Source organism: Sphingomonas sp. PAMC26645 (genome assembly GCF_004795835.1).
In the GTDB taxonomy this organism is placed as follows: Bacteria; Pseudomonadota; Alphaproteobacteria; order Sphingomonadales; family Sphingomonadaceae; genus Sphingomonas.
The window spans coordinates 4,110,001-4,133,625 of sequence record NZ_CP039249.1 but is presented as its reverse complement, the minus strand read 5'-3'; the positions used below and the strand labels follow the sequence as shown (position 1 = coordinate 4,133,625).

Sequence of the window (23,625 nt, the reverse complement as noted above, 5' to 3'; positions counted from 1 at the left end):
TAAGCTGGCGTATCCCAAAACAAGCTTGTTCCCCCGCGAAGGCGGGGGCCCAGACTGGACTCCCGCCTTCGCGGGAGAACAATCCGTTCGCGGGGAAAGTCAGGCGGTCACCGAGAAAGCCGGCGCCCCCTTCTTATGCGCCAACGCCGAAGCAACCGAGGTCACCCCACCAAACAAGAAGCTGATCCCCAAAACATACCCCGGCAACGTCAACGCCGACCAAGGCAGCGTAGCCAACACGATCACCGCCAGCAGTATATTCACCACCCCCAGCGCGATCATCAGCCCCTTGCCACGCTGAAACCGCGCCCCGAGCCCGATCTCCAGCGCCCCACGCACACCCAGCCAAACCGCAATCAACAACGTCAGCGATATGGCCCCCGTCGCAGGCTCGAACGCCATGATCAGCCCGATCACCAGCGACACCAGCCCGAACCCGATCGCATAGCCGCGCCCCTCATGCCCCTTGCCGGCAAACCCCGACACGATCGACACGATCCCGGCCGCAATCAAGAACGCCCCGATGACCAAAGTCGCGGCATAGGTCGCGGAAAACGGTGACGCGAACGCCATCACCCCCAGCACCACCGACAACACGCCATAGGCCAGGATCCACCCCCAGCCGGCACCCGCACGAGGCGTACCCGCAGCCGTGGTTTCAGTATCGGCAAAGTGCCCGCGTGGATCGGTCATGTAGAATGCTCCCAGAAGTCCCCGCCGCAACGGCTCGTCGTGTCCTCAGTTCCGATCGGACTCATCCCGGCTGGTCGAATCACGCCGCAGCGCCTACCTCCGGTCGATGCATTCCGGTTACGTCCCCCTCCGCGTTTTCTCCTGCTACACCATGCTCGATGGCGCCATCGATCCGAAAGCGATCGCCAAGCAGGCGCGCGCATTGGGCTTCCCCGCCGCCGCGCTGACCGATCGCAACGGGCTCTACGCGGCGATGGCGTATTCGGACGCCGCCAAGAAGGACGGCGTCCAGCCGATCATCGGCGTCATGCTCGGCGTCGGTCGCCCCGACATGCCCGATGGCGTCGCGACGCAGTTCGACTGGCTCGCGCTCTACGCGCAGAACATGACCGGCTACGACAATTTGTGCGCGCTCGTCTCGATGGCGCATCTCGACCGCCCGATCGAGATGCCCGCGCATGTCGATTTCGCCGCGCTCGAACGCCACACCGACGGACTGATCGCGCTGACCGCAGGCGGCGAAGGCGGTCTCGCCCGGCTGTTCGCGGAAGGGCAACCCGACCGCGCCCGCGCCTATCTCGACCGCCTCCAAGGCCTGTTCGGCGACCGCCTCTACATCGAACTCTCCCGCCGCAACGACGCGATCGAGACGGCGGCCGAAACCGACCTCATCGACATCGCCTATGAGCGCAACCTGCCGCTGGTCGCGACCAACCCGTGCTGCTTCACCGAGAGCGCGTTCGGCGATGCACACGACGCCATGCTCTGCATCGCGCACTCGACCTATGTCGAGACCGAGGACCGCATCCGCAGCTGCCCCGAAGCCTGGATGAAGCCCGCGCCGGTGATGCACGAGATGTTCGCCGACCTGCCCGAGGCGATCGCCAACACGCTGGTCGTCGCACAGCGCTGCGCGGTGATGGCACCGTATCGGAAGCCGATCCTCCCCAGCCTCGCCGGCGATATCGAGGGCGAGGCCAAGCTGCTCCGCGACGACGCCGAAGCCGGACTCGAAGCGCGCCTCGCCCGCATCACCGAACTCCACGGCGAAGGCGAAGACGGCTGGCGCGACGTGTACCGCAAGCGGCTCGCGTTCGAGGTCGACGTGATCGTCCAGATGGGCTTCCCCGGATACTTCCTGATCGTCGCCGACTTCATCAAATGGGCGAAGGATCATGACATCCCGGTCGGCCCAGGTCGTGGTTCGGGCGCCGGCTCGGTCGTCGCCTGGTCGCTGACGATCACGGACTTGGACCCGATCAAGCTCGGTTTGCTGTTCGAGCGCTTCCTGAATCCGGAACGCGTGTCGATGCCCGATTTCGATATCGATTTCTGTGAAACCAGACGTGTCGAAGTAATCCGCTACGTTCAGGAGAAATACGGCCGCGATCAGGTCGCGCAGATCATCACCTTCGGAAAGCTGAAGGCGCGCGCGGTGCTCAAGGACACCGGCCGCGTGCTGCAGATGAGCTACGGCCAGATCGATCGCCTCGCGAAACTGGTTCCGAACCACCCGACCGACCCCTGGACGCTCGAGCGCGCACTCAACGGCGTCGGCGAGCTCGCGAAGGAATACGCCAACGACAACGGCGTCCGGAAGCTGCTCGACCTGGCGATGAAGCTGGAAGGCCTGCCCCGCCACTCCTCCACCCACGCCGCCGGCGTGGTGATCGGCGACCGCCCGCTCGCACAACTCGTGCCCCTGTACCGTGACCCTCGGTCCGACATGCCCGTCACGCAGTTCGACATGAAATATGTCGAGGGCGCCGGCCTCGTGAAGTTCGATTTCCTCGGGCTTAAGACGCTGTCGGTGTTGCAGAAGGCGGTGCAGCTGCTCGCCAAGCGCGGCGTCACGGTAGATCTCGACGCACTCGAATGGGACGACACCGGCGTCTACGCGCTCCTGCAAAAGGGCGACACCGTCGGCGTGTTCCAGCTCGAGTCGGAGGGCATGCGCCGCACGCTGTCCGCCGTGCGCCCGTCCAATTTTGGCGACATCATCGCGCTCGTGTCGCTCTATCGACCGGGCCCGATGGACAACATTCCGTCGTTCGGCCGTCGGAAGAACGGCACCGAGGCGATCGACTACCCGCACCCGCTGCTCGAACCGATCCTGTCGGAGACCTACGGGATCTTCGTCTACCAGGAGCAGGTCATGCAGGCCGCGCAGGTGCTGGCCGGCTTCTCGCTCGGCGGCGCCGATCTGCTACGCCGCGCAATGGGCAAGAAGGTGAAGGCCGAGATGGACGCGCAGCGCGCGGGCTTCGTCGAGGGGTGTCTCACCGTCAACGGCATCAAGAAGGCCGAGGCCAACGCGCTGTTCGACTTGATCGACAAGTTCGCCGGCTATGGCTTCAACAAGAGCCACGCCGCCGCTTATGCGTTGCTCGCGTACCAGACCGCCTGGCTGAAGGCGCACCACCCGCACGAATTTTTCGCGGCGTCGATGTGCTACGACCTCCACCAGACCGACAAGCTCGCGATCTTCACCGACGACATGCGCCGTCTCGGGATCACCGCGCTGCCGCCCTGCATCAACGCGAGCCAGGCCGAGTTCGATGTCGAGGTTCTGCCGGACCTCAAGGAGAACAACCTCGCCGTCCGCTACGCCCTCGGTGCACTGAAATCGGTCGGCGAGGGTGCGATGGAGAAGCTCATCGTCGAGCGCGTCCAGAACGGTCCGTTCGCCGGTCTCGACGATCTCGCCAAGCGAGTCGACCCGCGCCTGCTCAACAAGCGCCAGCTCGAAACGCTCGCCGCCGCCGGCGCATTCGACGGCCTCGACCAGAACCGCGCCGGCATCCACGCCACCGCCGAGACGATCCTCGCGATTGCCGCGCGCACGCACGAACAGAAGACCAGCGGGCAGGGCGGCCTGTTCGGTGACGCCGAGCCCGCAGGCGACGCGATCAAGCTTCCCCCCTCGGTCCGCTGGACGCTCAGCCAGCGCATGGACCAGGAGAAGGAAGCGTTCGGCTTCTATTTCTCCGCGCACCCGGTCGACCGCCATCGTCACATCGCGGTCAGCCACGGTGCCCGCGCCTACACCGCGCTGTCCGAGCTCAACATCCCCGACGACGGCAGCCGCGCCGGCGCGACGATGGCCGTGCTGGTCGAGGACGCGCGCTATCGCACGTCCGCGCGCGGCAAGCGCTTCATGATGGCGCAATGCTCCGACGCCAGCGGCCAGTTCATGGCGACCTGCTTCGACGAACAGGTCTCGCGCGATCTCGAAGAGGCGGCAAAGGCCGGCGGCTGCGGCCTCATCACCGTAGAACTCGATCGCAAGCCCGGCGAGGACACGCCGCGCGTCAGCATCAAGCGCATCCAGCCGTTCGAGGGCCTCGCCAACCTCGCGCGCTTCCAGGTGGTCGTGACGATCTCCGACATGACCGCGTTCGCCGGCCTCGCCTCACTGCTTGCCGAGCATCGCGGCGCGCGCGGCGAGGTTCGCGTCCGCGCGCAACTGCCCGATGGCGAGGTCTGCATCCTGCTGGGTCGCGACTTCCTGCTCGACGGAGAGCTTGTCGAGCACATCGAGTCGTTGCACGGTGTCGCAAAGGTGGAGATGAAGACCTCGGAAACGAGGCTTGCTCTGGTCGGATAACAGCTTGGGAGAGCGCAAAAATGCTGGGTGGAATGCAGGATTTCGAGCTTCGTGTTCCCCGCCTGATCGACCACGCGGCCCGCGAACACGGGCGCCGGGAACTCGTCAGCTACTGGGCCGACGGTCGCGAGACGCGCACCAACTGGGCCGGCATCTCCCGCGACGCCCGCAAACTGGCTCAAGCGCTCGAAAAGCTGGGCGTAGCGCCCGGTGACCGGGTCGCGACGCTGGCGATGAACCACGCGCACCACCTCGTCGCCTGGTACGGCACGATCGGCATGGGCGGCGTGATCCACACGATCAACCCGCGCCTTTTCGACGAACAGCTCGTCTACATCGCCAACCACGCCGAAGACCGCGTGATGCTTTACGACAAGGCGTTCCAGCCGCTTGTCGATCGCCTGCGCGGGCAATGGGGCAGCATCCGCCACTATATCTGCTTCGACGATCTCGGTCCGGACGGCTTCCAGGCGATGCTCGACGCCGAGGACGGCGATTACGAGTGGGTGGAAGGCCCCGAGCGCGAGCCGTGCATGCTCTGCTATACCAGCGGCACCACCGGCAATCCAAAGGGCGTGCTCTACACGCACCGCTCGACGCTGATCCACGCGATGGCCGAGGTCGCGCCGTGGGTGTTCGATCTGTCGCCCAACGCGGTCGTGCTGCCGGTCGTCCCGATGTTCCACGCCGCCGCCTGGGGCCTGCCGTTCGCCTGCGCGCTGTCGGGCGCTAAAGTCGTCTATTCCGCGGTGAACGATCCCGCCGTGCTGTGCCGGCTGATGAACGACGAGAAGGTCACGCATTCCGCTGGCGTGCCGACCGTCTGGCTGGCCATGTTCGGCCACATGGACGCATCCGGCGACGCTCCGCGCCACCTCAAACAGGTAACGATCGGCGGCTCGGCAGCCCCGCGCGCGATGATCGAACGGATCATGGGCATGGGCGCGACCGTCAAGCACCTCTGGGGCATGACCGAGACCTCCCCGATCGGCACCGCGGGCTTCAATCCGCCGCACTGGCACGACATGAGCCATGACGAAAAGCTCGACCTCGTCGGCAAGCAGGGAAGCGTCCCCTTCGGCATAGAACTCCGCATCATCGACGACGAAGGCACTGTGCTAGCCCGCGACGGCAAGGTCGCCGGCAGGTTGCAGGTCCGCGGCCCATGGGTGGTCCAACGCTATTTCGGCGCCGACGAGGACGCGGTCGACGCGGACGGCTGGTTCGACACCGGCGACGTCGCAATGCTCCACGCGGACGGCACGATGCAGATCACCGACCGCTCGAAGGATGTCATCAAGTCCGGCGGCGAATGGATCAGTTCGGTCGACCTGGAGAACGCGGCCGTCGGCTGTCCGGGCGTCGCGGAGGCGGCCGCAATCGGCATCCACCATCCAAAATGGGACGAGCGCCCATTATTGCTGGTAGTCCGCAAGCCCGGCAGCGCGGTCACCGAACAGGCGATCCTCGATCACCTGGCCAAGCACGTCGCCAAATGGTGGCTCCCCGACGCGATCGTCTTCGTCGAAGACCTGCCGCACACCGCGACGGGCAAACTGCTCAAGACCGCGCTCCGCGAACGCTTCAAGGATTTTGCGCTAGCCGCCGCCTGATCAATCCGCTCAGGCCCGTTCAAGGCCGACGCCTCGTGCGATACTATGCCGCGCGGGGCGTCCGCTTGGCTTTTCTGATCCGCGGCTCGATGATCATGTCCGCCGCCGCCTTGATCTCCTGCCGAAGCTCGTCGCGCTTCTCGTGGATCGACGCGATGACGGGGCCCATCGCCACGCCGAGATCGACCAGCACCGCCTCCGCCAACTGCAACGAACTCTCCAACGTCTCCGGCACTGCATCGGTCACACCCGCACGGTACAGTTCGGCCGCATGCGCCGTATCGCGCGCGCGCGCGACGATCGGCAGGTCCGGCGCCAAAGCTCGCACTCGCCGCGCCAGGCGCACCGTCAGCACCGGGTCGTCCATCGTCAGGATCAACGCCTTGGCGGTATGCAGCTTCAATCGTTCGACCAGTTCGGGGCGGGCGACGTCGCCAAACAATACCGGGTGGCCCAGCATGCGGGCCTCTTCCACCGAGTCGATATCCGCCTCGACGGCGACGTATTTCTGCCCGTGGACGGCCAGCATGTCGGCGACCATGCGGCCGACCCGGCCGAAGCCGATGACGACCGTGCCGGGGCCATCATCATCGATCTCGATATCGCCAGCATCGGCCGTCGAGCGGCTTTCGAGCTGGCGCGAGACGGTGCGGCCGAGCTTGGCCAGCAATGGGGTGATCGTCAGGCCGATCGCCGTAACGGTCTGCCAGAAGGACGCCGTCGAAGGGAGGATCAGCTGCGCCTGCGCCGCCGTGGCGAGTACGATCAGCGTGGTCTCCGACGGGCTTCCCATCAGCAGGCCCGTTTCGGCCGCGACCCCGCGCCGCGAATTGGCGACGCGCAGGAACAGGAACGTGACGATCGCCTTGGTCGCAACCACGCCGCTCACCGCGAGCAGCAGCGAAGGCCAGTTCTGCCCGATCAGGCGCAGGTCCAGGCTCATGCCCACGGTAATCAGGAATACGCCAAGCGCGAGGCCCTTGAACGGCGCGGTGATGACCTCGACCTCGCTGTGATACTCGGTTTCCGCGATCAACAGCCCGGCCAGCAGCGCCCCAACGATAGGCGACAGTCCGGCGGCTGTGGTTGCTACGCTGGCGACGATCACCACCAGCAGCGACGCGGCGAGAAACAGCTCAGGGCTCTTGGTCCGCGCTGCCTGTCCGAACAGCCGGGGCAGGACGACCCGCCCGCCGATATACATCGCGATGACGGTCAAACCGCCGCGCAGCGCCACGCCGGCGATGTTCGACCAGCCGTCTGCGCTCGCGGTCGGCGCCAGCGCACCAAGCACGAAGATGATCGGGACGAGCGCCAGATCCTCGAACAGCAGCATCGCGAACGCTCCCCGGCCGACCGCGCCGGTGGTGCCGACGAGCGGCAGGACGAGCGCTGTCGAGGAGAGCGCGAGTGCGAACCCGAGCCCGATAGCGCCCGCCCATTCCTGGCCGATGAAGTGCAGCGCCGTGCCGATGATCAGCGCCGAGCCGATCAACTCGGCCGCGCCGGTGCCGAAAACGAGCCGCTTCATCGACCATAACCGCTTGAACGAGAGTTCGAGGCCGATCGAGAACAACAGCAGGATGATCCCGAACTCGGCGAACGGCTCGATCGATTCCGGGTTCGAGATGGTTAGGTAATAGAGCCACGGCGCGGAGCCGGTGAGCGAGCCGAGGCCCGCGGGACCGACCAGCAGGCCGACCAGGATGAAACCGATGACCGGGCTGACCCGGAACCGTGCGAACGCGGGGATGACGAGGCCCGCCGCGCCGAGAATGACGAGCGCGTCGCTGAAACCTTGATTGTCGAGCCGTAATGCCATGCGTGCGACCTTAGGGGACGCATGACGGAATTGTCACCCGTGGTGACGTGTGCAGCGGGATACGGCTTTGCGTCCGGTTAACCGCCCCCCGTCATCCTGATTTTCGTCAGGATGACGGGAGAGAGAAAACCCCGCCCCCGTTTCCGGGAGCGGGGTGCCAGATCAGGCCCAGTTGGCCATTTCGGTTTCGAGGTTCGAGCGGACCTGCTCGAAGAACTGCTCGGTCGTCATCCAGGGCTGGTCGGGGCCGATCAGGATCGCGAGATCCTTAGTCATGTGGCCGTTCTCCACCGTCTGGACGCAGACGCGCTCGAGCGTCTCGGCGAACTTCGTGACGTCGGGCGTATCGTCGAACTTGCCGCGATACTTCAGGCCACCGGTCCATGCGAAGATCGACGCGATCGGGTTGGTCGAGGTCGCCTTGCCCTGCTCATGCATGCGGAAGTGACGCGTGACGGTGCCGTGCGCCGCCTCGGCCTCGACCGTCTTGCCATCCGGGGTCAGCAGGATCGAGGTCATCAGGCCGAGCGACCCGAAGCCCTGTGCGACCTGGTCCGACTGGACGTCGCCGTCATAGTTCTTGCAGGCCCAGACGAACTCGCCGTTCCACTTCAGCGCCGATGCGACCATGTCGTCGATCAGGCGATGCTCGTAGACGATCCCGGCTTCCTTGAACTTGTCCTTGAACTCGGCCTCGAACACCTCGGCGAAGAGGTCCTTGAAGCGGCCGTCATAGGCCTTGAGGATGGTGTTCTTGGTCGACAGGTACACCGGCCACTTCAGGTTGAGGCCGTAATGCATCGAGGCGCGCGCGAAATCGCGGATCGAATCGTCGAGGTTGTACATCGCCATCGCGACGCCCGCCGACGGGAACTGGAACACCTCGCGGTCGATGACCGTGCCGTCGTCGCCTTCGAAGACGAGGCGCAGCTTGCCCGGGCCGGGGACCAGATAGTCGGTCGCGCGGTACTGGTCGCCGAATGCGTGACGGCCGACGACGATCGGGTGCGTCCAGCCCGGGATCAGGCGGGGCACGTTCTTGATCACGATCGGCTCGCGAAAGATGGTCCCGCCGAGGATGTTGCGGATCGTGCCGTTCGGCGACTTCCACATCTTCTTCAGGCCGAACTCGGTGACGCGCTGCTCGTCGGGCGTGATCGTCGCGCACTTGACCGCGACGCCGTGCTTCTGCGTGGCGAGCGCGCTGTCGATCGTGACCTGATCGTCGGTCGCGTCGCGATGCTCGACGCCGAGATCGTAATAATCGAGCTGGATGTCGAGATACGGCTTGATCAGGCGCTCGCGGATCCATTCCCAGATGATCCGGGTCATCTCGTCGCCATCGATCTCCACGATCGGGTTCTTTACCTTGATCTTCGCCATATCCGGGTCCTTCGGGGGAGGGGTTTGAGGAGCGTCTAGGGGAGCGCGCCGCAGCGATCAACCGTTCGCCAACCGTTGGCGCTGTAAGGAAAAGCCGGTTCATCGTTGTATCGCGCGTCGTGCACGGATAGACCCGCAGGTTATGGCATCGCTCGACAAGCCGCCCGTCACGACCTCCACGGTCAAATGGCGATTTCCCGCAGTCCATCCGGAGGGCCACAAATACATCGCGATCGCGACCGGCATCACGCTGTTGCTGACGATCGTCAGCCACGTGCTGTTCTGGCCGATGGTCGGCGTCGTGATCTGGGTCGCGACGTTCTTCCGTGATCCGATCCGCACCACCCCACAAGGCGAAGGCCTGATCGTCGCCCCCGCCGACGGGCTGATCACGATGATCCAGCGCGTGCCGATTCCGCGCGAGCTCGCCGGCGAGAACGGCCTCGGCGATGCACCGCTGGTGCGTGTGTCGATCTTCATGTCGGTGTTCGACGTGCACATCAATCGCACGCCGATCGCCGGCACGATCCGCCAAGTGGTCTATATCTCGGGCAAGTTCCTCAACGCAGACCTCGACAAGGCGAGCGACGAGAACGAGCGCCAGCATTTCGTCGTTGAAGATCGCCACGGCATGCGGATCGGCTTCACCCAGATCGCCGGCCTGGTCGCACGACGGATCCTTGGTTTCGTCAAGGCCGGCGATATGGTCGCAGTCGGCCAGCGCATCGGCCTGATCCGGTTCGGCAGTCGCGTCGACGTGTACCTGCCCGATCACGTCGTGCCGCAGGTGTGTCTTGGCCAGCGCAGCATCGCGGGCGAGACCGTACTCGGTCGCGTCGGTGGCGTTCCGGTTGGCGGCATCGCCCAGTGATCGATCGCGATTCCGACGATGCCATCGAGACCCGCGAAAAGGGGCGGTTCGGCCGCACCCGCCGTGCGCCTCGCGGACTTCCCTTGCGGGCGGTAGCGCCCAACGCGGTAACCGCGCTCGCGCTGTGCTCCGGTTTGAGCGGCGTGCGGTTCGCGATCGGCGGTCAGTGGGAAAGCGCTGTTGCGATGATCATGGTCGCGGGCGTGCTCGACGGCCTGGATGGTCGGATTGCCCGGATGCTGCACGGTGAAAGCCGGTTCGGTGCCGAGCTCGATTCGCTGTCCGACGCGATCTCTTTCGGCGTCGCGCCTGCGTTGATCGTCTATCTCTGGTCTCTGACCGCATTGCCGCGCGTCGGCTGGCTCTGTTCGCTGATCCTTGCCGTGTTCTGCGCACTGCGTCTCGCGCGCTTCAACGCCAAGATCGACGAGAGCCACCAACCGCATAAATCGGCCGGCTTCCTTACCGGCGTCCCAGCTCCCGCTGGTGCCGGCTTGGCGCTGATGCCGATGTTCTTCTGGTTCTGGACCGACGAGCCGAAATTCGCGTCGCCATATTTCGTGGCGCCTTGGGTCGCGTTTGTCGCACTGCTGATGGTGTCGAGTATAGCGACCTACTCGTGGAGTTCGGTCAAACTTCGCAGCAACATCCGGTTCGAGGCTATCGCTCTCGTCGTGCTGCTCGGCGCCGCTATCGTGAGCGCGCCGTGGCATACACTAAGCATCATCTGCGTACTGTACCTACTCTCGATGCCGTTCAGCATCGCGAGCTACGCCAAGATCAGGCGGCAGCGTTCCAACGGCGGGCGGGCACCGGAGCCGACGTCGAAGCCCAACGCCTGACCGCAATCCGGCGCTCCGCAACGGCCAGCGTGCGGAGCGGCTGGAACGCGGGTTCGACGTTGCCCATCGCGAGGCGGACGATACGGTCCCACTGCGGCGCGATCGACGAGACGATCATCATGCCCGCGACCGCGAATGCACCAGCAAAAACCATGAAGCTCAGAACCAACATCACGTCCGCCTTCCTATGAGTTGCGAACAAATTCCTAATATCCGCAAACACTTGGTCAGAAACATCGTTCCACTCGTCGCATTTCGAATCCCGTCATGCCGGGGTGATTCTGCGCCGAGTCGAACATCTGTTCCCCTCTGAGCCCTTTATGTTCTCATTGCGTTCCATGAGTCAAGCGGGCGTTGCGCGATTGCTTTCCGCGTGAGGCCACGCTAAGGGCGGCGCCTCTAACCCCGCATGGGAGGCATCATAGCCCGGTGCGTCACGGCCATTCGGCCACGACGTCATCCGCTTCCCAGAGGCACAACCGGAAGGATATATCCCTATGGCGGCTCCAGTCGTCTCCATGCAGCAGCTCATCGAAACGGGCGCGCATTTCGGCCACCAGACTCATCGGTGGAACCCCAAGATGAAGCCTTACATCTTCGGCGATCGTAACGGCGTCCACATCCTCGACCTTTCGCAGACCGTGCCGCTGTTCGCGCGCGCGCTTGAGTTCGTCTCGTCGGCGGTTGCCGGTGGTGGCAAGGTCCTGTTCGTCGGCACCAAGCGCCAGGCGCAGGAGCCCGTCGCAGACGCCGCACGGCGCTCGGGCCAGCATTTCGTCAACCATCGCTGGTTGGGCGGCATGCTCACCAACTGGAAGACCATCTCGGGTTCGATCAAGCGTCTCAAGACGCTCGAGGAAATGCTGTCGGGCGACACCGTCGGCCTGACCAAGAAGGAAGTCCTTCAGCTCACCCGCGAGAAGGACAAGCTAGAGCTTTCGCTCGGCGGCATCCGCGACATGGGCGGCATTCCCGACGTGATGTTCGTGATCGACGCGAACAAGGAAGAGCTGGCGATCAAGGAAGCGAACACGCTGGGTATTCCCGTCGTCGCGATCCTCGATTCGAACGTGTCGCCGGACGGCATCGCCTTCCCGGTTCCCGCGAACGACGACGCAGCCCGCGCCATCCGCCTGTACTGCGAGGCGATCGCGATCGCAGCGACGCGCGGCGGCCAGGAGCAGCAGCGCCGCACCGGTGCCGACATCGGCGCGATGATCGAGCCGCCGAAGGAAGAGGCACTGAGCGCAGACCCCGTCGTCGAGGCTTCTGCCGACACGACCGAGGCTGCGGCGAACGCCGATATCGCTGCCGAACTGGCAGCCGAGGGTGAGCGCCAGATCGACGCATAAGCGTCGTCGCCGAACCGTCATGCGGGCGGGGTAGGGCGAAAGCTCTGCCTCGCCCGCAACCATATTCAGACCTAAAAAGGATTAGAGACATGGCCGATATCACGGCAGCGATGGTCAAGGATCTGCGCGAGAAGAGCGGCGCGGGCATGATGGATTGCAAGAAGGCGCTGAGCGAGAACGCCGGCGACATGGAGCAGGCAATGGATTGGCTGCGCACCAAGGGGCTCGCAGCCGCCGCCAAGAAGTCGAGCCGTACCGCGGCCGAGGGCCTGGTCGGCGTTGCCGTGTCGGGCACCAAGGGCGCAGCGGTCGAAGTGAACTCGGAGACCGATTTTGTCGCGAAGAACGACCAGTTCCAGTCGTTCGTCCGTGACGTCACGCAGATCGCGCTCGCAACCGGCGGCGACATCGAGGCGCTGAAGTCGCAGGCGATGCCATCGGGCAAGACCGTCGAGGAAGTCCTGACGAACAACGTCGCGACGATCGGCGAGAACCAGTCGCTGCGCCGCTCGCGCACGCTGGAAGTCAGCAAGGGTGCGGTCGTTCCGTACATTCACAATGCAGCCGCTCCTGGCCTCGGCAAGATCGGCGTGCTTGTCGCGCTCGAGTCGGAGGCTTCGGACGAGGTTCTTCAGGCACTCGGCAAGCAGCTTGCGATGCACATCGCCGCGGCCTTCCCGAAGGCGCTCAACGAAGCCGACCTCGACGAGTCCGAGATAGAGCGCGAGCGCGCGATCGCGACCGAGAAGGCCGCCGAGTCAGGCAAGCCTGCCGACATCATCGCCAAGATGGTCGAGGGCGGCATCGCCAAGTACCGCAAAGAGCATGCCCTGGTCAGCCAGTTGTTCGTGATGGACGGCAAGACTAAGATCTCCGACGTCGTCGCCAAGGCCGGCAAGGATGCGGGCGCCGAGATCAAGCTGGTGGACTATGTCCGCTTCCAGCTCGGCGAGGGCATCGAGAAGGAGCAGTCCGACTTCGCAGCCGAGGTTGCTGCTGCTTCGGGTGTGCCACAGGCGTAAGCTGACTTCCTCCCTCGCCCCTCCGGGGAGAGGGAAGGGGCCCGCCGCGCTTGCGGTGGGAAGGGTGAGGGGAGTGGTAAGGTCTCGAACCTCACTCCCCCTCATCCGGCCCTGCCGGGCTACCTTCTCCCCGAGGGGAGAAGGATCGCGGGGCAGCCTTGGTGCTGCTCCGTCATCCCCGCGTATGCGGGGATCCATAAACTCCGGCGCCGGTGATCCATTAAGACGCCAGCCAGTATGGGTTCCCGCCTCCGCGGGAATGACGATCGTTCTCCGTTGCGCGTTTCTGCGAACGACGATTTTCCGTCTCATCTCCATCGAGTTTCGATGCACGCGCCGCACGGCGCTTCACATCCCGGGCCTCGCCGCCTAAGGTCCGCGCCGCCCCGCCAATCACAATTCGAGATTTATGACGCCTCCGCGCTACAACCGTATCCTGCTGAAACTGTCGGGCGAAGTCCTGATGGGGCCATCGGGTCTTTCGATCGATCCGACCGTCACCGCGCGCGTCGCGCAGGAGATCGCGGACATCAAGGCGAAGGGCTACGAAATCTGCATCGTCGTCGGTGGTGGCAACATCTTCCGCGGCATGGCGGGTGCGGCACGTGGGATGGACCGCGCGACCGGCGATTACATGGGCATGCTCGCGACGGTGATGAACGCGCTCGCCGTGCAGAACGCGCTGGAGCAGATCGGCGTCGACACGCGCGTCCAGTCGGCCATTCCGATGGCGTCGGTCTGCGAGCCGTTCATTCGCCGTCGCGCCGAGCGTCACCTGGAGAAGGGTCGCGTCGTGATCTTCGCGGCGGGCGTCGGCAGCCCCTATTTCACCACCGATTCGGGCGCCGCGCTGCGTGCTGCCGAGATGAAGTGCGACGCGCTGTTCAAGGGCACGTCGGTCGACGGCGTCTACAACGCCGACCCGAAGACGCACCCCGACGCAGTGCGCTACGAAACGGTCACGTACAGCCGCGTGCTGTCCGACGACCTCAAGGTCATGGACGCGAGCGCGATCGCGCTGTGCCGCGACAACAACATCCCGATCGTCGTCTTCAACATCCGCGAACCCGGCAATCTTGCCGCGGTGCTGGCGGGTGATGGCGTGTCGACGATCGTCCAGAACGAGCAGGAGCTTTAAGATGGCTGCATACGACAAGACCGACCTCGAACGCCGCATGGCGGGTGCCGTCGAAGCGCTGAAGAGCGATCTCGCAGGCCTGCGCACCGGCCGCGCATCGACCGCGTTGCTCGATCCGGTTATGGTGACGGTTTACGGGTCGTCGATGCCGCTGAACCAGGTCGCGACCGTCTCGGCGCCCGAGCCGCGGATGCTGTCGGTACAGGTCTGGGACAAGTCGAACGTCGGCCCGACCGACAAGGCGATCCGCTCGGCAGGGCTGGGGCTCAACCCGATCGTCGACGGCCAGACGCTGCGCCTGCCGATCCCCGACCTGACCGAGGAGCGCCGCAAGGAACTCGCCAAGCTCGCCGGCCAGTATGCCGAGAAGGCGCGCATCGCGGTCCGCAACGTCCGTCGCGACGGAATGGATTCGCTCAAGGTCGACGAAAAGAAGGGTGTGTTCGGCGAGGACGAGCGCAAGCGTCACGAGACCGAAGTGCAGAAGCTGACCGACAGCATCATCGCCGAGCTCGATGCGACCGCGACCGCCAAGGAAAAGGAAATCCTGGGCAAGTGAGATTGCAGGCCTCCTCGGCCGCGGCGCTCGCTGCTGTTCCTGTGGGCGCCGTTCCTGCAGGCGGGGCGGTGCCGCGTCATGTCGCGATCATCATGGACGGCAATGGCCGCTGGGCAAAGAAGCGGTTTCTGCCGCGCTTCGCCGGGCACAAGGCCGGCGTTGAGGCGGTCCGGAAAGTGACGCGCGCGGCGCGTGCGATGGGGATCGAGGCGCTGACGCTGTACGCGTTCTCGTCCGAGAACTGGCGGCGCCCGGCCGAAGAGGTCAGCGACCTGATGGGTCTGCTGCGGCATTTCATCCGCAGCGACCTCGACGAACTCGCACGCGAGAACGTCCGGCTGCGCGTGATTGGTGATTACCATAGCTTTTCGCCCGATCTGGTGGCGATGGTCGACGATGCGATCGCGCGGACGGCGGGCAATACCGGGCCGATTTTGGCGATCGCGCTGAATTACGGCGCGCATGCCGAGTTGGTGACGGCCGCGCGGCGTCTGGCGGAGCGGGCGCGCGATGGTGCGCTGGATCCGGCGAGCATCGACGAGGCGACGATTGAGGCGGAACTCGACACGCACGATCTGCCGCCGCTGGATTTGATGATCCGGACGTCGGGCGAGCAGCGCTTGTCGAACTTCCTGTTGTGGCAGGCGGCGTATGCGGAACTGCTGTTCGTCGACACGCTCTGGCCGGATTTCGACGCAGCAGCGCTCTCCGATGCGGTCGCGGCGTTCGGTCAGCGCCAGCGCCGCTACGGTGGTCTGTGAATCTTACCGACCCTGAAAAGGCGCCCGATCAGGCGTTGCGCACGCCGTCCAATCTTCAGCTCCGGATGATCGCCAGCGTTGGGATGATCGCGGTGGCGAGCCTTGCGCTGACGCTCGGCGGGATCGCGTTTTGGGTGCTGGGCGTGGTCGCCGCGCTGTTCATGATGGCGGAATGGTCGATGCTCCAGGGCGTCGATGCGAAGACCAAGCGGATGACGCAGTTCGCGCTGTCGGTGCCGCTCGCGCTGATGGCGCCGGCGTCGCTGATCCTCGTGATCCACGATTTCTTCACGCTGGGCCTGCTCGCAGGCGCCGCGTTCTTCGTCGTCATCACCACGCGCAAACCCAAGCTGGCGCTGGGTATCATCTATTGTGGTTTGCCAGTGTTCGCGTTGATGATCATCCGGCGGCAGGACGAGGGCATCCTCTTCACGCTGTGGGCGCTGTCGCTGGTGTGGGCGTGCGATATCGGCGCGTTCTTTACCGGACGGACGCTGGGCGGGCCGAAGCTGGCGCCGGTGATCAGCCCTAACAAGACGTGGTCGGGGCTGATCGGTGGCGTCGTGCTGGCGAGCGCGGTCGCGGTGGTGCTGCATACGCAATACGGCCTGCCGATGCGGATGACGCTGGCGACGCCAGTGCTCGCGGTGCTCGCGCAGATGGGCGATCTTTACGAGAGTTGGTTGAAGAGAGTGGCAGGCGTGAAGGACAGCGGCAATATCCTGCCCGGACATGGCGGCGTGATGGATCGGCTCGACGGCCTGGTTCCGGTCGCGCCGGTCGCGGCGTTCCTCGTCCTGCTGCCGCACTTCTACGCATGAAGAGCGTCACGATTTTGGGGGCTACCGGTTCGGTCGGCACCTCGACGCTCGACCTTGTCGAGCGGGAGCCGGATCGGTTTCGCGTCGTTGCACTGACGGCGAATTGCGATGTGGCGAAGCTTGCTGCGGCTGCGATCCGTACCCAGGCCGAGTTCGCGGTCGTCGCGGACGAAAAATGCCTGCCGGAGTTGCGTGAGGCGCTGGCCGGCACGGGGATTCGCGCGGGCGGGGGTGCCGAAGCGATCGCCGAGGCTGCGTCATCGGGCGCCGACTGGACGATGGGCGCGATCGTCGGTTGCGCCGGATTGAAGCCGGTGATGGCGGCGATCGAGCAGGGCGGGACCGTCGTGATCGCCAACAAGGAGCCGCTGGTCTCCGCCGGCGACGTAATCCTTGCCGCTGCCGAGCGGGCCGGTGCGACGCTGTTGCCGGCCGATTCCGAACATAATGCGATCTTCCAGTGCTTCGACGCGACCCGCCCGGAACGCGTCCGCCGGATCATCCTGACGTGCAGCGGCGGACCGTTCCGCGACTGGACGACCGAGCAGATGCGCGGCGTGACGCTCGAACAGGCGGTGAAGCATCCCAACTGGTCGATGGGCGCGAAGATCTCGGTCGATTCGGCGACCTGCATGAACAAGGGCCTCGAACTGATCGAGGCAGCGCGGCTGTTCCCGATTGCGCACGACCGGATCGAGATCGTCATTCACCCGCAATCGGTGATCCACAGCCTGGTCGATCATGTCGACGGGTCGGTGCTGGCGCAGCTCGGGCCTCCTGACATGCGGACGCCGATCGCGCATACGCTCGCATGGCCGGACCGGATGGCGACGCCGATGGCGCCGCTCGACCTCGTTGCGATCGGCCGACTCGACTTCGAGGCACCCGATCCGGTCCGCTTCCCCGCGTTGCGGCTGGCCCGCGAGGCGCTCGACGCAGGTGGCGCACGACCCGCAATTCTCAACGCAGCCAACGAGGTAGCGGTCGAGGCATTCCTGCAGCGGCGCATCGGCTTCCTCGAAATTGCCGCAATCGTCGAACATACGTTGTCGTGTTATGACCCGGCCGCGCCGGACAGTGTCGATGCCGTGCTGGCGATCGATGCCGAAGCGCGGATCTTGGCCGGCGAGCGTGTGAAGGATTACGCGGTTTGATCGAAACACCCGGTGTCCTGCTGACCATATTGTCGTTCGCCGCGGTGATCGGCCCCCTCGTGTTCGTGCACGAGATGGGACATTATCTCGCCGGGCGCTTTTTCGGGATCAAGGCGGATGCCTTCGCGATCGGCTTCGGCCACGAGATCGCCGGCTTTACCGACAAGCGCGGCACGCGGTGGAAGTTCGGTTGGTTGCCGCTCGGCGGTTACGTGAAGTTCGCCGGCGACATGAATCCGGCCAGCCAGCCCTCGGCCGAGTGGCTGTCGCTACCCGCCGAAGAGCGCCAGCGCACGTTCCAGTCCAAGCCGGTATGGCAGCGCGCGATCGTTGTGGCGGCCGGCCCGGTCGTCAACTTTGTCGTCGCGATCCTGATCCTTGCCGGCTTCGCGTTCGCCTATGGTGACATCCGCATGCCGCCGATCGTCGGCGGCACCGTTCCCGGCAGTGCCGCCGCAGCGGCAGGCCTGCAGGCCGGGGATCGGATTACCGGCATCGGCGGCCGGTCGGTCGAGACGTTCGATGACATGGCACGCTATGCCCGCATTCGCGCTGGCGAGCGGACCCGGATCGACGCGGTCCGCGGCGACCGGACGCTGTCGCGCGACATCGTCATCGGCACCGAACTGCAGCGCGATCGCTTCGGCAACGAATATCGAATCGGTCGTCTCGGCATCGCCGGCAGCAAGCCCGTCATCGTCCCCGTCAGCCTGGTCGAGGCACCGGTCGTGGCGGTGAAGCGAACCGGCGAGATCGTCTCCATGATGGTCGAGACGCTGGGGCAGGTCATCACCGGACGCCGTTCGGTGAAGGAACTTGGCGGACCACTCAGCATCGCCAAGGTCTCGGGCGAGCAGATGTCGCTGGGCCTCGACGCCTATGTCTTCCTGATCGCGCTCGTGTCGATCAATCTGGGGTTCATCAATCTGCTGCCAGTGCCGATGCTCGATGGAGGCCATTTGTTCTTCTATGCGATCGAAGCGGTGCGCAGGCGCCCGGTCGAGCCGCAGGTTCAGGAATGGGCGTTTCGAGGCGGTCTTGCGGCAATCCTCGCGCTGATGTTGCTCGTGACCTTCAACGATCTCGGCAATTTTGGGCTGTGGAAGAACTTGGCCGGCTTGATCGGCTGACGACGATAGGGCAGGGCGGGCGCGCCTTGTATGTGCACGTTTTTAAGGTGGGTTTGGTGACAGCGATCAACGGTTACGATTTCGCGCGTAAGGGCGCCCTGCTGCTTGCAGGAACGATCCTGTCGGGCGTTCCCGCCTTCGCGCAGACGGCACCCGCCGCCTCGCCTTCCGCTGGGCCTTCTACCGCGCCTGCCGGAACGGCGACGCGTAACGGTGCGACGCGAGTCGCTCCGCCGGTAGTAACGCCCATCGGCGCGCCGGTATCCGTGCGGACGATAAAGACTTTGCGCGTCGAGGGATCGCAGCGCATCGAGGGCGAGACGGTGCTCAGCTATACCAAGCTGCGCGTCGGCATCCCCTACACCGCCGAGACGCTCGATCAGGCGCTGAAGGATCTCCAGGCCAGCGACCTGTTCGCGGATTACTCGATCGCAGGTGTCGAGGACGGCAATATCGTCCTTCGCGTGCGCGAGAACCCGATCATCAACCGCGTGATCATCGAGGGCAACAAGGCGCTCAAGAGCGACAAGATCACCAAGGAGATCAAGCTCGCGCCGCGTCAGATCTTCACACGCACCGCGGTCCGCCAGGATATCGCGCGGATCATCGAGCTGTATCGTCGCCAGGGCCGCTTCGCCGCGGTGATCGATCCGAAGATGGTCAACCTCGACCAGAACCGCGTCGACGTGGTGTTCGAGATCAGCGAAGGGCCGAAGTCGAAGGTCCGCCAGATCAACATCCTCGGCAACGAGGTGTTCTCCGACGACCAGATTCGCGGCCAGATGGCGACCAAGCAGTCGCGCCTGTTCCGTCTGCTGTCGTCGGCGACCAGCTACGATCAGGATCGCCTGTCCTATGATCAGCAGAAGCTTCGCCAGTTCTACCTGACGCAGGGCTATGCGGATTTCCGCGTGACGTCGGCAGTCGCCGAGCTGACGCCGGACAAGAAGGACTTCATCATCACGTACGTGGTGGAAGAGGGCAAGCGCTACAAGTTCGGTGATGTCACCGTCGACAGCCAGATCCGCGACTTCGACAACACCAAGCTGGCGGCCACGCTGCCGCTGAAGAAGGGCGACTGGTACAACGCCAAGTTGGTCGAGGATTCGGTCGACAATCTCAGCCAGACCGCGGGCCTGTTTGGTTACGCGTTCACCGAGGTGAACCCGGAGTTCCAGAAGGACGCCGAAACGCTGACGATGGGGATTAATTTCAACATCGCCGAAGCCAAGCGTACCTATGTCGAGCGGATCGACATCAACGGCAACACGCAGACGCAGGACAAGGTCGTGCGTCGCGAGATACGTCTGGCCGAGGGCGACGCGTTCAACAGCTTCCAGGTGAAGCGTTCGCAGGATCGCATCAACTCGTTGGGGTATTTCGCCGACAAGATGGAGATCAAGCAGCTGCCGGGCTCAGCGCCCGACCGCGTGATCCTCGAAACCAACCTCGAAGAGAAATCGACTGGCGAGCTTCAGCTATCGGCGGGCTATTCGAGCCTCGAGCGCTTCATCATCCAGGCGAATATCACGCAGCGCAACTTCCGTGGCAAGGGCCAGGAACTGCGCGCTGGCGTTAACTATTCGAGCTACTCGAAGTCGATCGAGCTGGGCTTCACCGAGCCTTATCTGTTCGACAAGAACATCGCAGTCGGTGGCGACATCTTCCGCCGCGACTACAACTCGTTCAACTATGTCGGCAACGATCGCCAGACCAACTATTCACAGGTCTCGACCGGCTTCCAGCTTCGTGCCGGCGTGCCGTTGACTGAATTCTGGTCTCTTTCCGCACGTTATGGCTTGTCCTACGACGAGGTTAGCCTCGACAGCCAATATTTGAATGCAGACGGTTCGTGTAACCTCGAAGTGGCGGGTCGATATCTGTGCGAAGCGATCGGCAATCGTTGGACGTCCTCGGTCGGCTACTCGATCAGCCGAGATACGTTGAACAGCCGCCTTCGTCCCACGGCAGGGTCACGTTTTTCGTTCAGCCAGGATTTTGCCGGGCTGGGTGGCGACGTGAAATATCTGCGTACGCGACTCGAGGGTTCGAAATATGCGAACCTCGGCAGCGGGTTTATCGGATCGATCGTCGCAGAAGGCGGGTACATCCATCCTCTGGAGAGCAGCCCAGGCCCTGGGCGAGACCCGATCCGTATCACCGATCGCTTCTACCTTGGTGAGCCACAGTTCCGCGGCTTCGACATTCGCGGCGTAGGCCCCCGCGTGTTGCGCGCCGGCTACGTGATCGCCGCCGATGGTTCGCAGTCGGTCCAGACCGATCGCGATCAGATCCAGGACGATGCACTTGGTGGTCGTGCCTACTACCTTGCGCGTGCTGAAATCGAGATTCCGTTGGGATCCGGTGCACGCGAACTGGGTTTGAGGCCGTCGATCTACGCTCAGGTGGGTAGCCTGTTCGGTATCAAGAAGCCGCTTCCGACGTTCAACTATGATCAGGCTAAAAGCGCAGCCGGTGCGTTGCTGTTCAATGCGGATGGTTCGCCGACGTTGCTGCAAAACCAGTATAAGGACAGCGGTGGCAATCCGCTTTACTTGACCCCAGAGGTTCCTGCGACTGCGACGACGCCAGGCATAGCGTCTGTCCAGACGATCTGCCCTGCAGGCGTGATAGCCGCTGGGGCGACGACGTGTTCCGGTACAACCGCCAACGCGCGGTATCTCAACCCGAACATTTATCAGGAAACGTTCCTGGGCAACTCTGCCAAGCCGCGTCTGTCGGTAGGTATCGGTGTCAACTGGAACTCGCCATTCGGTCCGCTCCGGATCGATCTCGCCAAAGCCTTGCTCACCCAGAAGGGTGACGACCCCAAGCTTATTACTTTCAACGTAGGGACACAGTTCTGATGACGACGTTCAAGACGCTTCTCCTCGCCGCAGCGCTCGTTGCGCCTGCCGCCATGACCGCGACCGCTGCCGATGCACAGGTTTCGGGCATCGCCGTCGCCGACGCGCAGGGTGCGATCGCCAACTCGAAGGCCTGGAACGCCGCGCGCGCCCAGATCGAGACGACCTACAAGGCCCAGCTCGACCAGGCCGAGACGCGCCGCCAGGCCGTGGCTCGCGAGCTCCAACCGCTGGTGACCGCGTTCCAGACCGCACAGCGTGCACCCGGCGCGACCGACGCGTCGCTGCGTCCGCAGGCTCAGGCGATCCAGACGCGTGAGACCGCGGCGAACCAGGAGCTTGCTCGCCTGACGCAGCCCGCTCAGCGCGCGCAGCAATACGCGATCGAGCAAATCCAGGCGAAACTCAGCGACGCCGTGACGGCCGCAGTTCGTGCCAAGAACGTCAGCCTGTTGCTGCGTCCCGAGGCCGCGCTGTTCGCGCAGCCGACCGCCGACATCACGCCTGCGATCACGACCGAACTCGACCGTCTCGTACCGTCGGTCAGCACCGCCGTGCCGGCAAACTGGCAGCCGAACCAGCAGGGTGGCCAGCAGCAGCCGGGCGCCGCGCCGGCTCCTGCCGGGCGTTCACCTGCCGCCACGCGCACGCCGCAGGGTCGTTAAGTCATACCGATGAGCGAGACTGTGAACGACACGGCAAAGGCTAGTTTGGGTCCGCTCGATATCGAGCGGGTCATGGCCGCGTTGCCGCATCGCTATCCGTTGCTGCTGGTCGATCGTGTCGAGGATTTGATCCTCGACACCTCGATCACCGCGATCAAGGCGGTGTCGATGAACGAGCAGTTCTTCCAGGGACATTTCCCTGGACGCCCGATCATGCCGGGCGTGCTGATCGTCGAGGCGATGGCACAGGCGGCGGGGATTCTCGCCGTCGAGTCGCTGGGTCTCGCGGGCTCGGGCAAGCTCGTCTATTTCATGGCGATCGACGGGGCCAAGTTCCGCAAGCCGGTCGAGCCGGGCGTGTTGCTCAAGCTCGAAGTGACGTTCGTCCAGAAGCGTAGTTCGGTGTGCAAGTTCGCCGGCCGCGCGCTGGTCGACGGGCAGTTGGTCGCCGAGGCGAACTTCACCGCGATGATCGCCGACCCGCCGAAAGCCTGATGTGAGGCTTTAGCCTCGCATTGTTGTAAATTCGGGCGCGTCCGTGTACGGGCGCGCCTTCCTTTTCAGGCTGGTCGGAACCAGCCACATACGGAGAATTCCCATGAAGGCCGATACGCACCCCGATTATCACATGATCACCGTCCAGATGACCGATGGCAGCAAGTACCAGACTCGCACCACCTGGGGTAAGGAAGGCGATGTGATGACGCTCGAGATCGATCCGCTCGCGCATCCCGCATGGACCGGTGGCCGTGGCACGATGCTCGATACGGGCGGCCAGGTCGCGCGCTTCAACAAGCGTTTCGGTGGCGGTCTCACGCTCCGTAAGTAAGCTAAAGCCCCGGAATGGATTGATACTAATTCATTCCGGGGCCTTTTATTAAGACGGCGTTAGGGGTCGACGGCTAATTTGGACTCGCAAGGACGAGGACCCCATGTTCGCCGCCGACTTCGAACCCGCAGAGCGTAAGTCCCGGCGCAGCGCACTTCGCGCTCCCGTTTCGCTCGATGTCCGGATCGGTAAGACCGGCCGCACACTTTGCAGAGTGATCGACATCTCGGTCCACGGTGCACGACTTCAAACTTATTCGGCGCTCAAGCGCGGTACCAGCATCTGGCTCAACCTTCCGCAAATCGGGCAGGTCGTTGCCGAGGTGATGTGGGCCGATGACTATACGGCGGGTTGCAAGTTCCACACTCCCCTGCCGACAACCGTATTCGAAGCCTTGGTCGCTACTGCGTCCGCACGCTGACGCGTTGCCGAGTGGACGTGCCGCCGTCCGCCGCATTTCTCCTCACGTCTCCTCACGAAATTTCCATGCGGATTG

21 protein-coding genes are annotated in these 23,625 nt (G+C 64.4%); 17 read left to right on the top strand and 4 right to left on the bottom strand.

What is annotated here, in order from left to right; all coding sequences use genetic code 11:
* Nucleotides 1-99: 99 nt before the first annotated feature.
* The gene (locus E5673_RS18825) at nucleotides 100-693 is read right to left on the bottom strand and encodes an HdeD family acid-resistance protein (RefSeq protein ID WP_136191176.1); all 594 of its coding nucleotides are present in this window, start codon (nucleotides 691-693) and stop codon (nucleotides 100-102) included.
* Nucleotides 694-799: 106 nt separating this feature from the next.
* On the opposite strand from E5673_RS18825, the gene dnaE reads away from it, so the two are divergent.
* Complete coding sequence (gene dnaE, locus E5673_RS18820) at nucleotides 800-4,300, top strand: DNA polymerase III subunit alpha (protein ID WP_136191175.1); 3,501 nt, start codon at nucleotides 800-802, stop codon at nucleotides 4,298-4,300.
* 20 nt (nucleotides 4,301-4,320) lie between these two features.
* A complete protein-coding gene (locus tag E5673_RS18815; RefSeq protein ID WP_136191174.1) occupies nucleotides 4,321-5,913 on the top strand; it encodes a long-chain fatty acid--CoA ligase in 1,593 nt (530 codons plus the stop codon).
* 43 nt (nucleotides 5,914-5,956) lie between these two features.
* On the opposite strand, the gene E5673_RS18810 is transcribed toward E5673_RS18815, so the two are convergent.
* Nucleotides 5,957-7,735, bottom strand: coding sequence for a cation:proton antiporter (locus E5673_RS18810; RefSeq protein WP_136191173.1), 1,779 nt, complete (start codon nucleotides 7,733-7,735; stop codon nucleotides 5,957-5,959).
* 162 nt (nucleotides 7,736-7,897) lie between these two features.
* Nucleotides 7,898-9,118 carry an NADP-dependent isocitrate dehydrogenase gene (locus E5673_RS18805; protein ID WP_056055940.1) on the bottom strand — a complete coding sequence of 407 codons (1,221 nt, stop codon included), beginning with the start codon at nucleotides 9,116-9,118 and terminating at the stop codon, nucleotides 7,898-7,900.
* 142 nt (nucleotides 9,119-9,260) lie between these two features.
* On the opposite strand from E5673_RS18805, the gene E5673_RS18800 reads away from it, so the two are divergent.
* Together E5673_RS18800 and E5673_RS18795 are read left to right on the top strand one after the other, a co-directional pair.
* The gene (locus E5673_RS18800) at nucleotides 9,261-9,989 is read left to right on the top strand and encodes a phosphatidylserine decarboxylase (protein ID WP_136191172.1); all 729 of its coding nucleotides are present in this window, start codon (nucleotides 9,261-9,263) and stop codon (nucleotides 9,987-9,989) included.
* A 23-nt stretch (nucleotides 9,990-10,012) separates the two neighbouring features.
* Nucleotides 10,013-10,831, top strand: a complete 819-nt coding sequence (locus E5673_RS18795) for a phosphatidylcholine/phosphatidylserine synthase (RefSeq protein ID WP_348769902.1) — start codon at nucleotides 10,013-10,015, stop codon at nucleotides 10,829-10,831.
* Here E5673_RS18795 and E5673_RS18790 read toward each other — a convergent pair.
* On the bottom strand, nucleotides 10,770-11,003 hold the full coding sequence (locus tag E5673_RS18790; protein ID WP_056489532.1) for a hypothetical protein: 234 nt from the start codon (nucleotides 11,001-11,003) through the stop codon (nucleotides 10,770-10,772). The two genes, E5673_RS18795 and E5673_RS18790, sit on opposite strands and share 62 nt — an antisense overlap.
* Nucleotides 11,004-11,328: 325 nt before the next feature.
* Here E5673_RS18790 and rpsB point away from each other — a divergent pair, with 325 nt between their 5' ends.
* The 13 genes from rpsB to E5673_RS18725 all read left to right on the top strand — a co-directional run bounded on the left by rpsB (nucleotide 11,329) and on the right by E5673_RS18725 (nucleotide 23,550).
* Nucleotides 11,329-12,183, top strand: coding sequence for a 30S ribosomal protein S2 (gene rpsB, locus E5673_RS18785; RefSeq protein ID WP_107954782.1), 855 nt, complete (start codon nucleotides 11,329-11,331; stop codon nucleotides 12,181-12,183).
* An 89-nt stretch (nucleotides 12,184-12,272) separates the two neighbouring features.
* Nucleotides 12,273-13,205 carry a translation elongation factor Ts gene (gene tsf, locus E5673_RS18780; protein WP_056055945.1) on the top strand — a complete coding sequence of 311 codons (933 nt, stop codon included), beginning with the start codon at nucleotides 12,273-12,275 and terminating at the stop codon, nucleotides 13,203-13,205.
* 409 nt (nucleotides 13,206-13,614) lie between these two features.
* A complete protein-coding gene (pyrH, locus tag E5673_RS18775; RefSeq protein WP_056066004.1) occupies nucleotides 13,615-14,343 on the top strand; it encodes a UMP kinase in 729 nt (242 codons plus the stop codon).
* A 1-nt stretch (nucleotide 14,344) separates the two neighbouring features.
* Nucleotides 14,345-14,902 (top strand): ribosome recycling factor, encoded by a 558-nt coding sequence (frr, locus tag E5673_RS18770; protein WP_056055952.1) that lies wholly within the window; start codon nucleotides 14,345-14,347, stop codon nucleotides 14,900-14,902.
* A gap of 68 nt (nucleotides 14,903-14,970) precedes the next feature.
* Nucleotides 14,971-15,663: an isoprenyl transferase gene (locus E5673_RS18765; RefSeq protein WP_281727876.1), complete on the top strand. Its 693-nt coding sequence runs from the start codon at nucleotides 14,971-14,973 to the stop codon at nucleotides 15,661-15,663.
* 65 nt (nucleotides 15,664-15,728) lie between these two features.
* A complete protein-coding gene (locus tag E5673_RS18760; RefSeq protein WP_136191629.1) occupies nucleotides 15,729-16,484 on the top strand; it encodes a phosphatidate cytidylyltransferase in 756 nt (251 codons plus the stop codon).
* On the top strand, nucleotides 16,481-17,638 hold the full coding sequence (locus E5673_RS18755; RefSeq protein WP_136191170.1) for a 1-deoxy-D-xylulose-5-phosphate reductoisomerase: 1,158 nt from the start codon (nucleotides 16,481-16,483) through the stop codon (nucleotides 17,636-17,638). The genes E5673_RS18760 and E5673_RS18755 overlap by 4 nt, the downstream gene beginning before the upstream one ends.
* Nucleotides 17,635-18,768, top strand: coding sequence for an RIP metalloprotease RseP (gene rseP, locus E5673_RS18750; RefSeq protein ID WP_136191169.1), 1,134 nt, complete (start codon nucleotides 17,635-17,637; stop codon nucleotides 18,766-18,768). The genes E5673_RS18755 and rseP overlap by 4 nt, the downstream gene beginning before the upstream one ends.
* Before the next feature lie 53 nt (nucleotides 18,769-18,821).
* Nucleotides 18,822-21,635 (top strand): outer membrane protein assembly factor BamA, encoded by a 2,814-nt coding sequence (bamA, locus tag E5673_RS18745; RefSeq protein ID WP_247599703.1) that lies wholly within the window; start codon nucleotides 18,822-18,824, stop codon nucleotides 21,633-21,635.
* Nucleotides 21,635-22,300 carry an OmpH family outer membrane protein gene (locus tag E5673_RS18740; RefSeq protein WP_136191167.1) on the top strand — a complete coding sequence of 222 codons (666 nt, stop codon included), beginning with the start codon at nucleotides 21,635-21,637 and terminating at the stop codon, nucleotides 22,298-22,300. The genes bamA and E5673_RS18740 overlap by 1 nt, the downstream gene beginning before the upstream one ends.
* A 9-nt stretch (nucleotides 22,301-22,309) precedes the next feature.
* Nucleotides 22,310-22,795 carry a 3-hydroxyacyl-ACP dehydratase FabZ gene (gene fabZ / locus E5673_RS18735; protein WP_136191166.1) on the top strand — a complete coding sequence of 162 codons (486 nt, stop codon included), beginning with the start codon at nucleotides 22,310-22,312 and terminating at the stop codon, nucleotides 22,793-22,795.
* Between the two features lie 103 nt (nucleotides 22,796-22,898).
* Nucleotides 22,899-23,129: a 50S ribosomal protein L31 gene (rpmE, locus tag E5673_RS18730; protein WP_055880673.1), complete on the top strand. Its 231-nt coding sequence runs from the start codon at nucleotides 22,899-22,901 to the stop codon at nucleotides 23,127-23,129.
* Between the two features lie 103 nt (nucleotides 23,130-23,232).
* Complete coding sequence (locus E5673_RS18725) at nucleotides 23,233-23,550, top strand: PilZ domain-containing protein (RefSeq protein ID WP_136191165.1); 318 nt, start codon at nucleotides 23,233-23,235, stop codon at nucleotides 23,548-23,550.
* The last annotated feature ends 75 nt before the right edge of the window (nucleotides 23,551-23,625 follow it).

Excerpts from the sequence above, each read along its gene's own strand:
- pyrH (WP_056066004.1), top strand. The coding sequence starts at position 13,615 with ATGACGCCTCCGCGCTACAACCGTATCCTGCTGAAACTGTCGGGCGAA.
- E5673_RS18740 (WP_136191167.1), top strand. The coding sequence starts at position 21,635 with ATGACGACGTTCAAGACGCTTCTCCTCGCCGCAGCGCTCGTTGCGCCT.
- E5673_RS18825 (WP_136191176.1), bottom strand. The coding sequence starts at position 693 with ATGACCGATCCACGCGGGCACTTTGCCGATACTGAAACCACGGCTGCG.
- frr (WP_056055952.1), top strand. The coding sequence starts at position 14,345 with ATGGCTGCATACGACAAGACCGACCTCGAACGCCGCATGGCGGGTGCC.
- tsf (WP_056055945.1), top strand. The coding sequence starts at position 12,273 with ATGGCCGATATCACGGCAGCGATGGTCAAGGATCTGCGCGAGAAGAGC.
- fabZ (WP_136191166.1), top strand. The coding sequence starts at position 22,310 with ATGAGCGAGACTGTGAACGACACGGCAAAGGCTAGTTTGGGTCCGCTC.
- E5673_RS18790 (WP_056489532.1), bottom strand. The coding sequence starts at position 11,003 with ATGTTGGTTCTGAGCTTCATGGTTTTTGCTGGTGCATTCGCGGTCGCG.
- E5673_RS18725 (WP_136191165.1), top strand. The coding sequence starts at position 23,233 with ATGTTCGCCGCCGACTTCGAACCCGCAGAGCGTAAGTCCCGGCGCAGC.
- E5673_RS18815 (WP_136191174.1), top strand. The coding sequence starts at position 4,321 with ATGCTGGGTGGAATGCAGGATTTCGAGCTTCGTGTTCCCCGCCTGATC.
- E5673_RS18810 (WP_136191173.1), bottom strand. The coding sequence starts at position 7,735 with ATGGCATTACGGCTCGACAATCAAGGTTTCAGCGACGCGCTCGTCATT.
- dnaE (WP_136191175.1), top strand. The coding sequence starts at position 800 with ATGCATTCCGGTTACGTCCCCCTCCGCGTTTTCTCCTGCTACACCATG.
- rpsB (WP_107954782.1), top strand. The coding sequence starts at position 11,329 with ATGGCGGCTCCAGTCGTCTCCATGCAGCAGCTCATCGAAACGGGCGCG.
- E5673_RS18760 (WP_136191629.1), top strand. The coding sequence starts at position 15,729 with ATGATCGCCAGCGTTGGGATGATCGCGGTGGCGAGCCTTGCGCTGACG.
- rpmE (WP_055880673.1), top strand. The coding sequence starts at position 22,899 with ATGAAGGCCGATACGCACCCCGATTATCACATGATCACCGTCCAGATG.
- E5673_RS18755 (WP_136191170.1), top strand. The coding sequence starts at position 16,481 with ATGAAGAGCGTCACGATTTTGGGGGCTACCGGTTCGGTCGGCACCTCG.
- E5673_RS18800 (WP_136191172.1), top strand. The coding sequence starts at position 9,261 with ATGGCATCGCTCGACAAGCCGCCCGTCACGACCTCCACGGTCAAATGG.
- E5673_RS18805 (WP_056055940.1), bottom strand. The coding sequence starts at position 9,118 with ATGGCGAAGATCAAGGTAAAGAACCCGATCGTGGAGATCGATGGCGAC.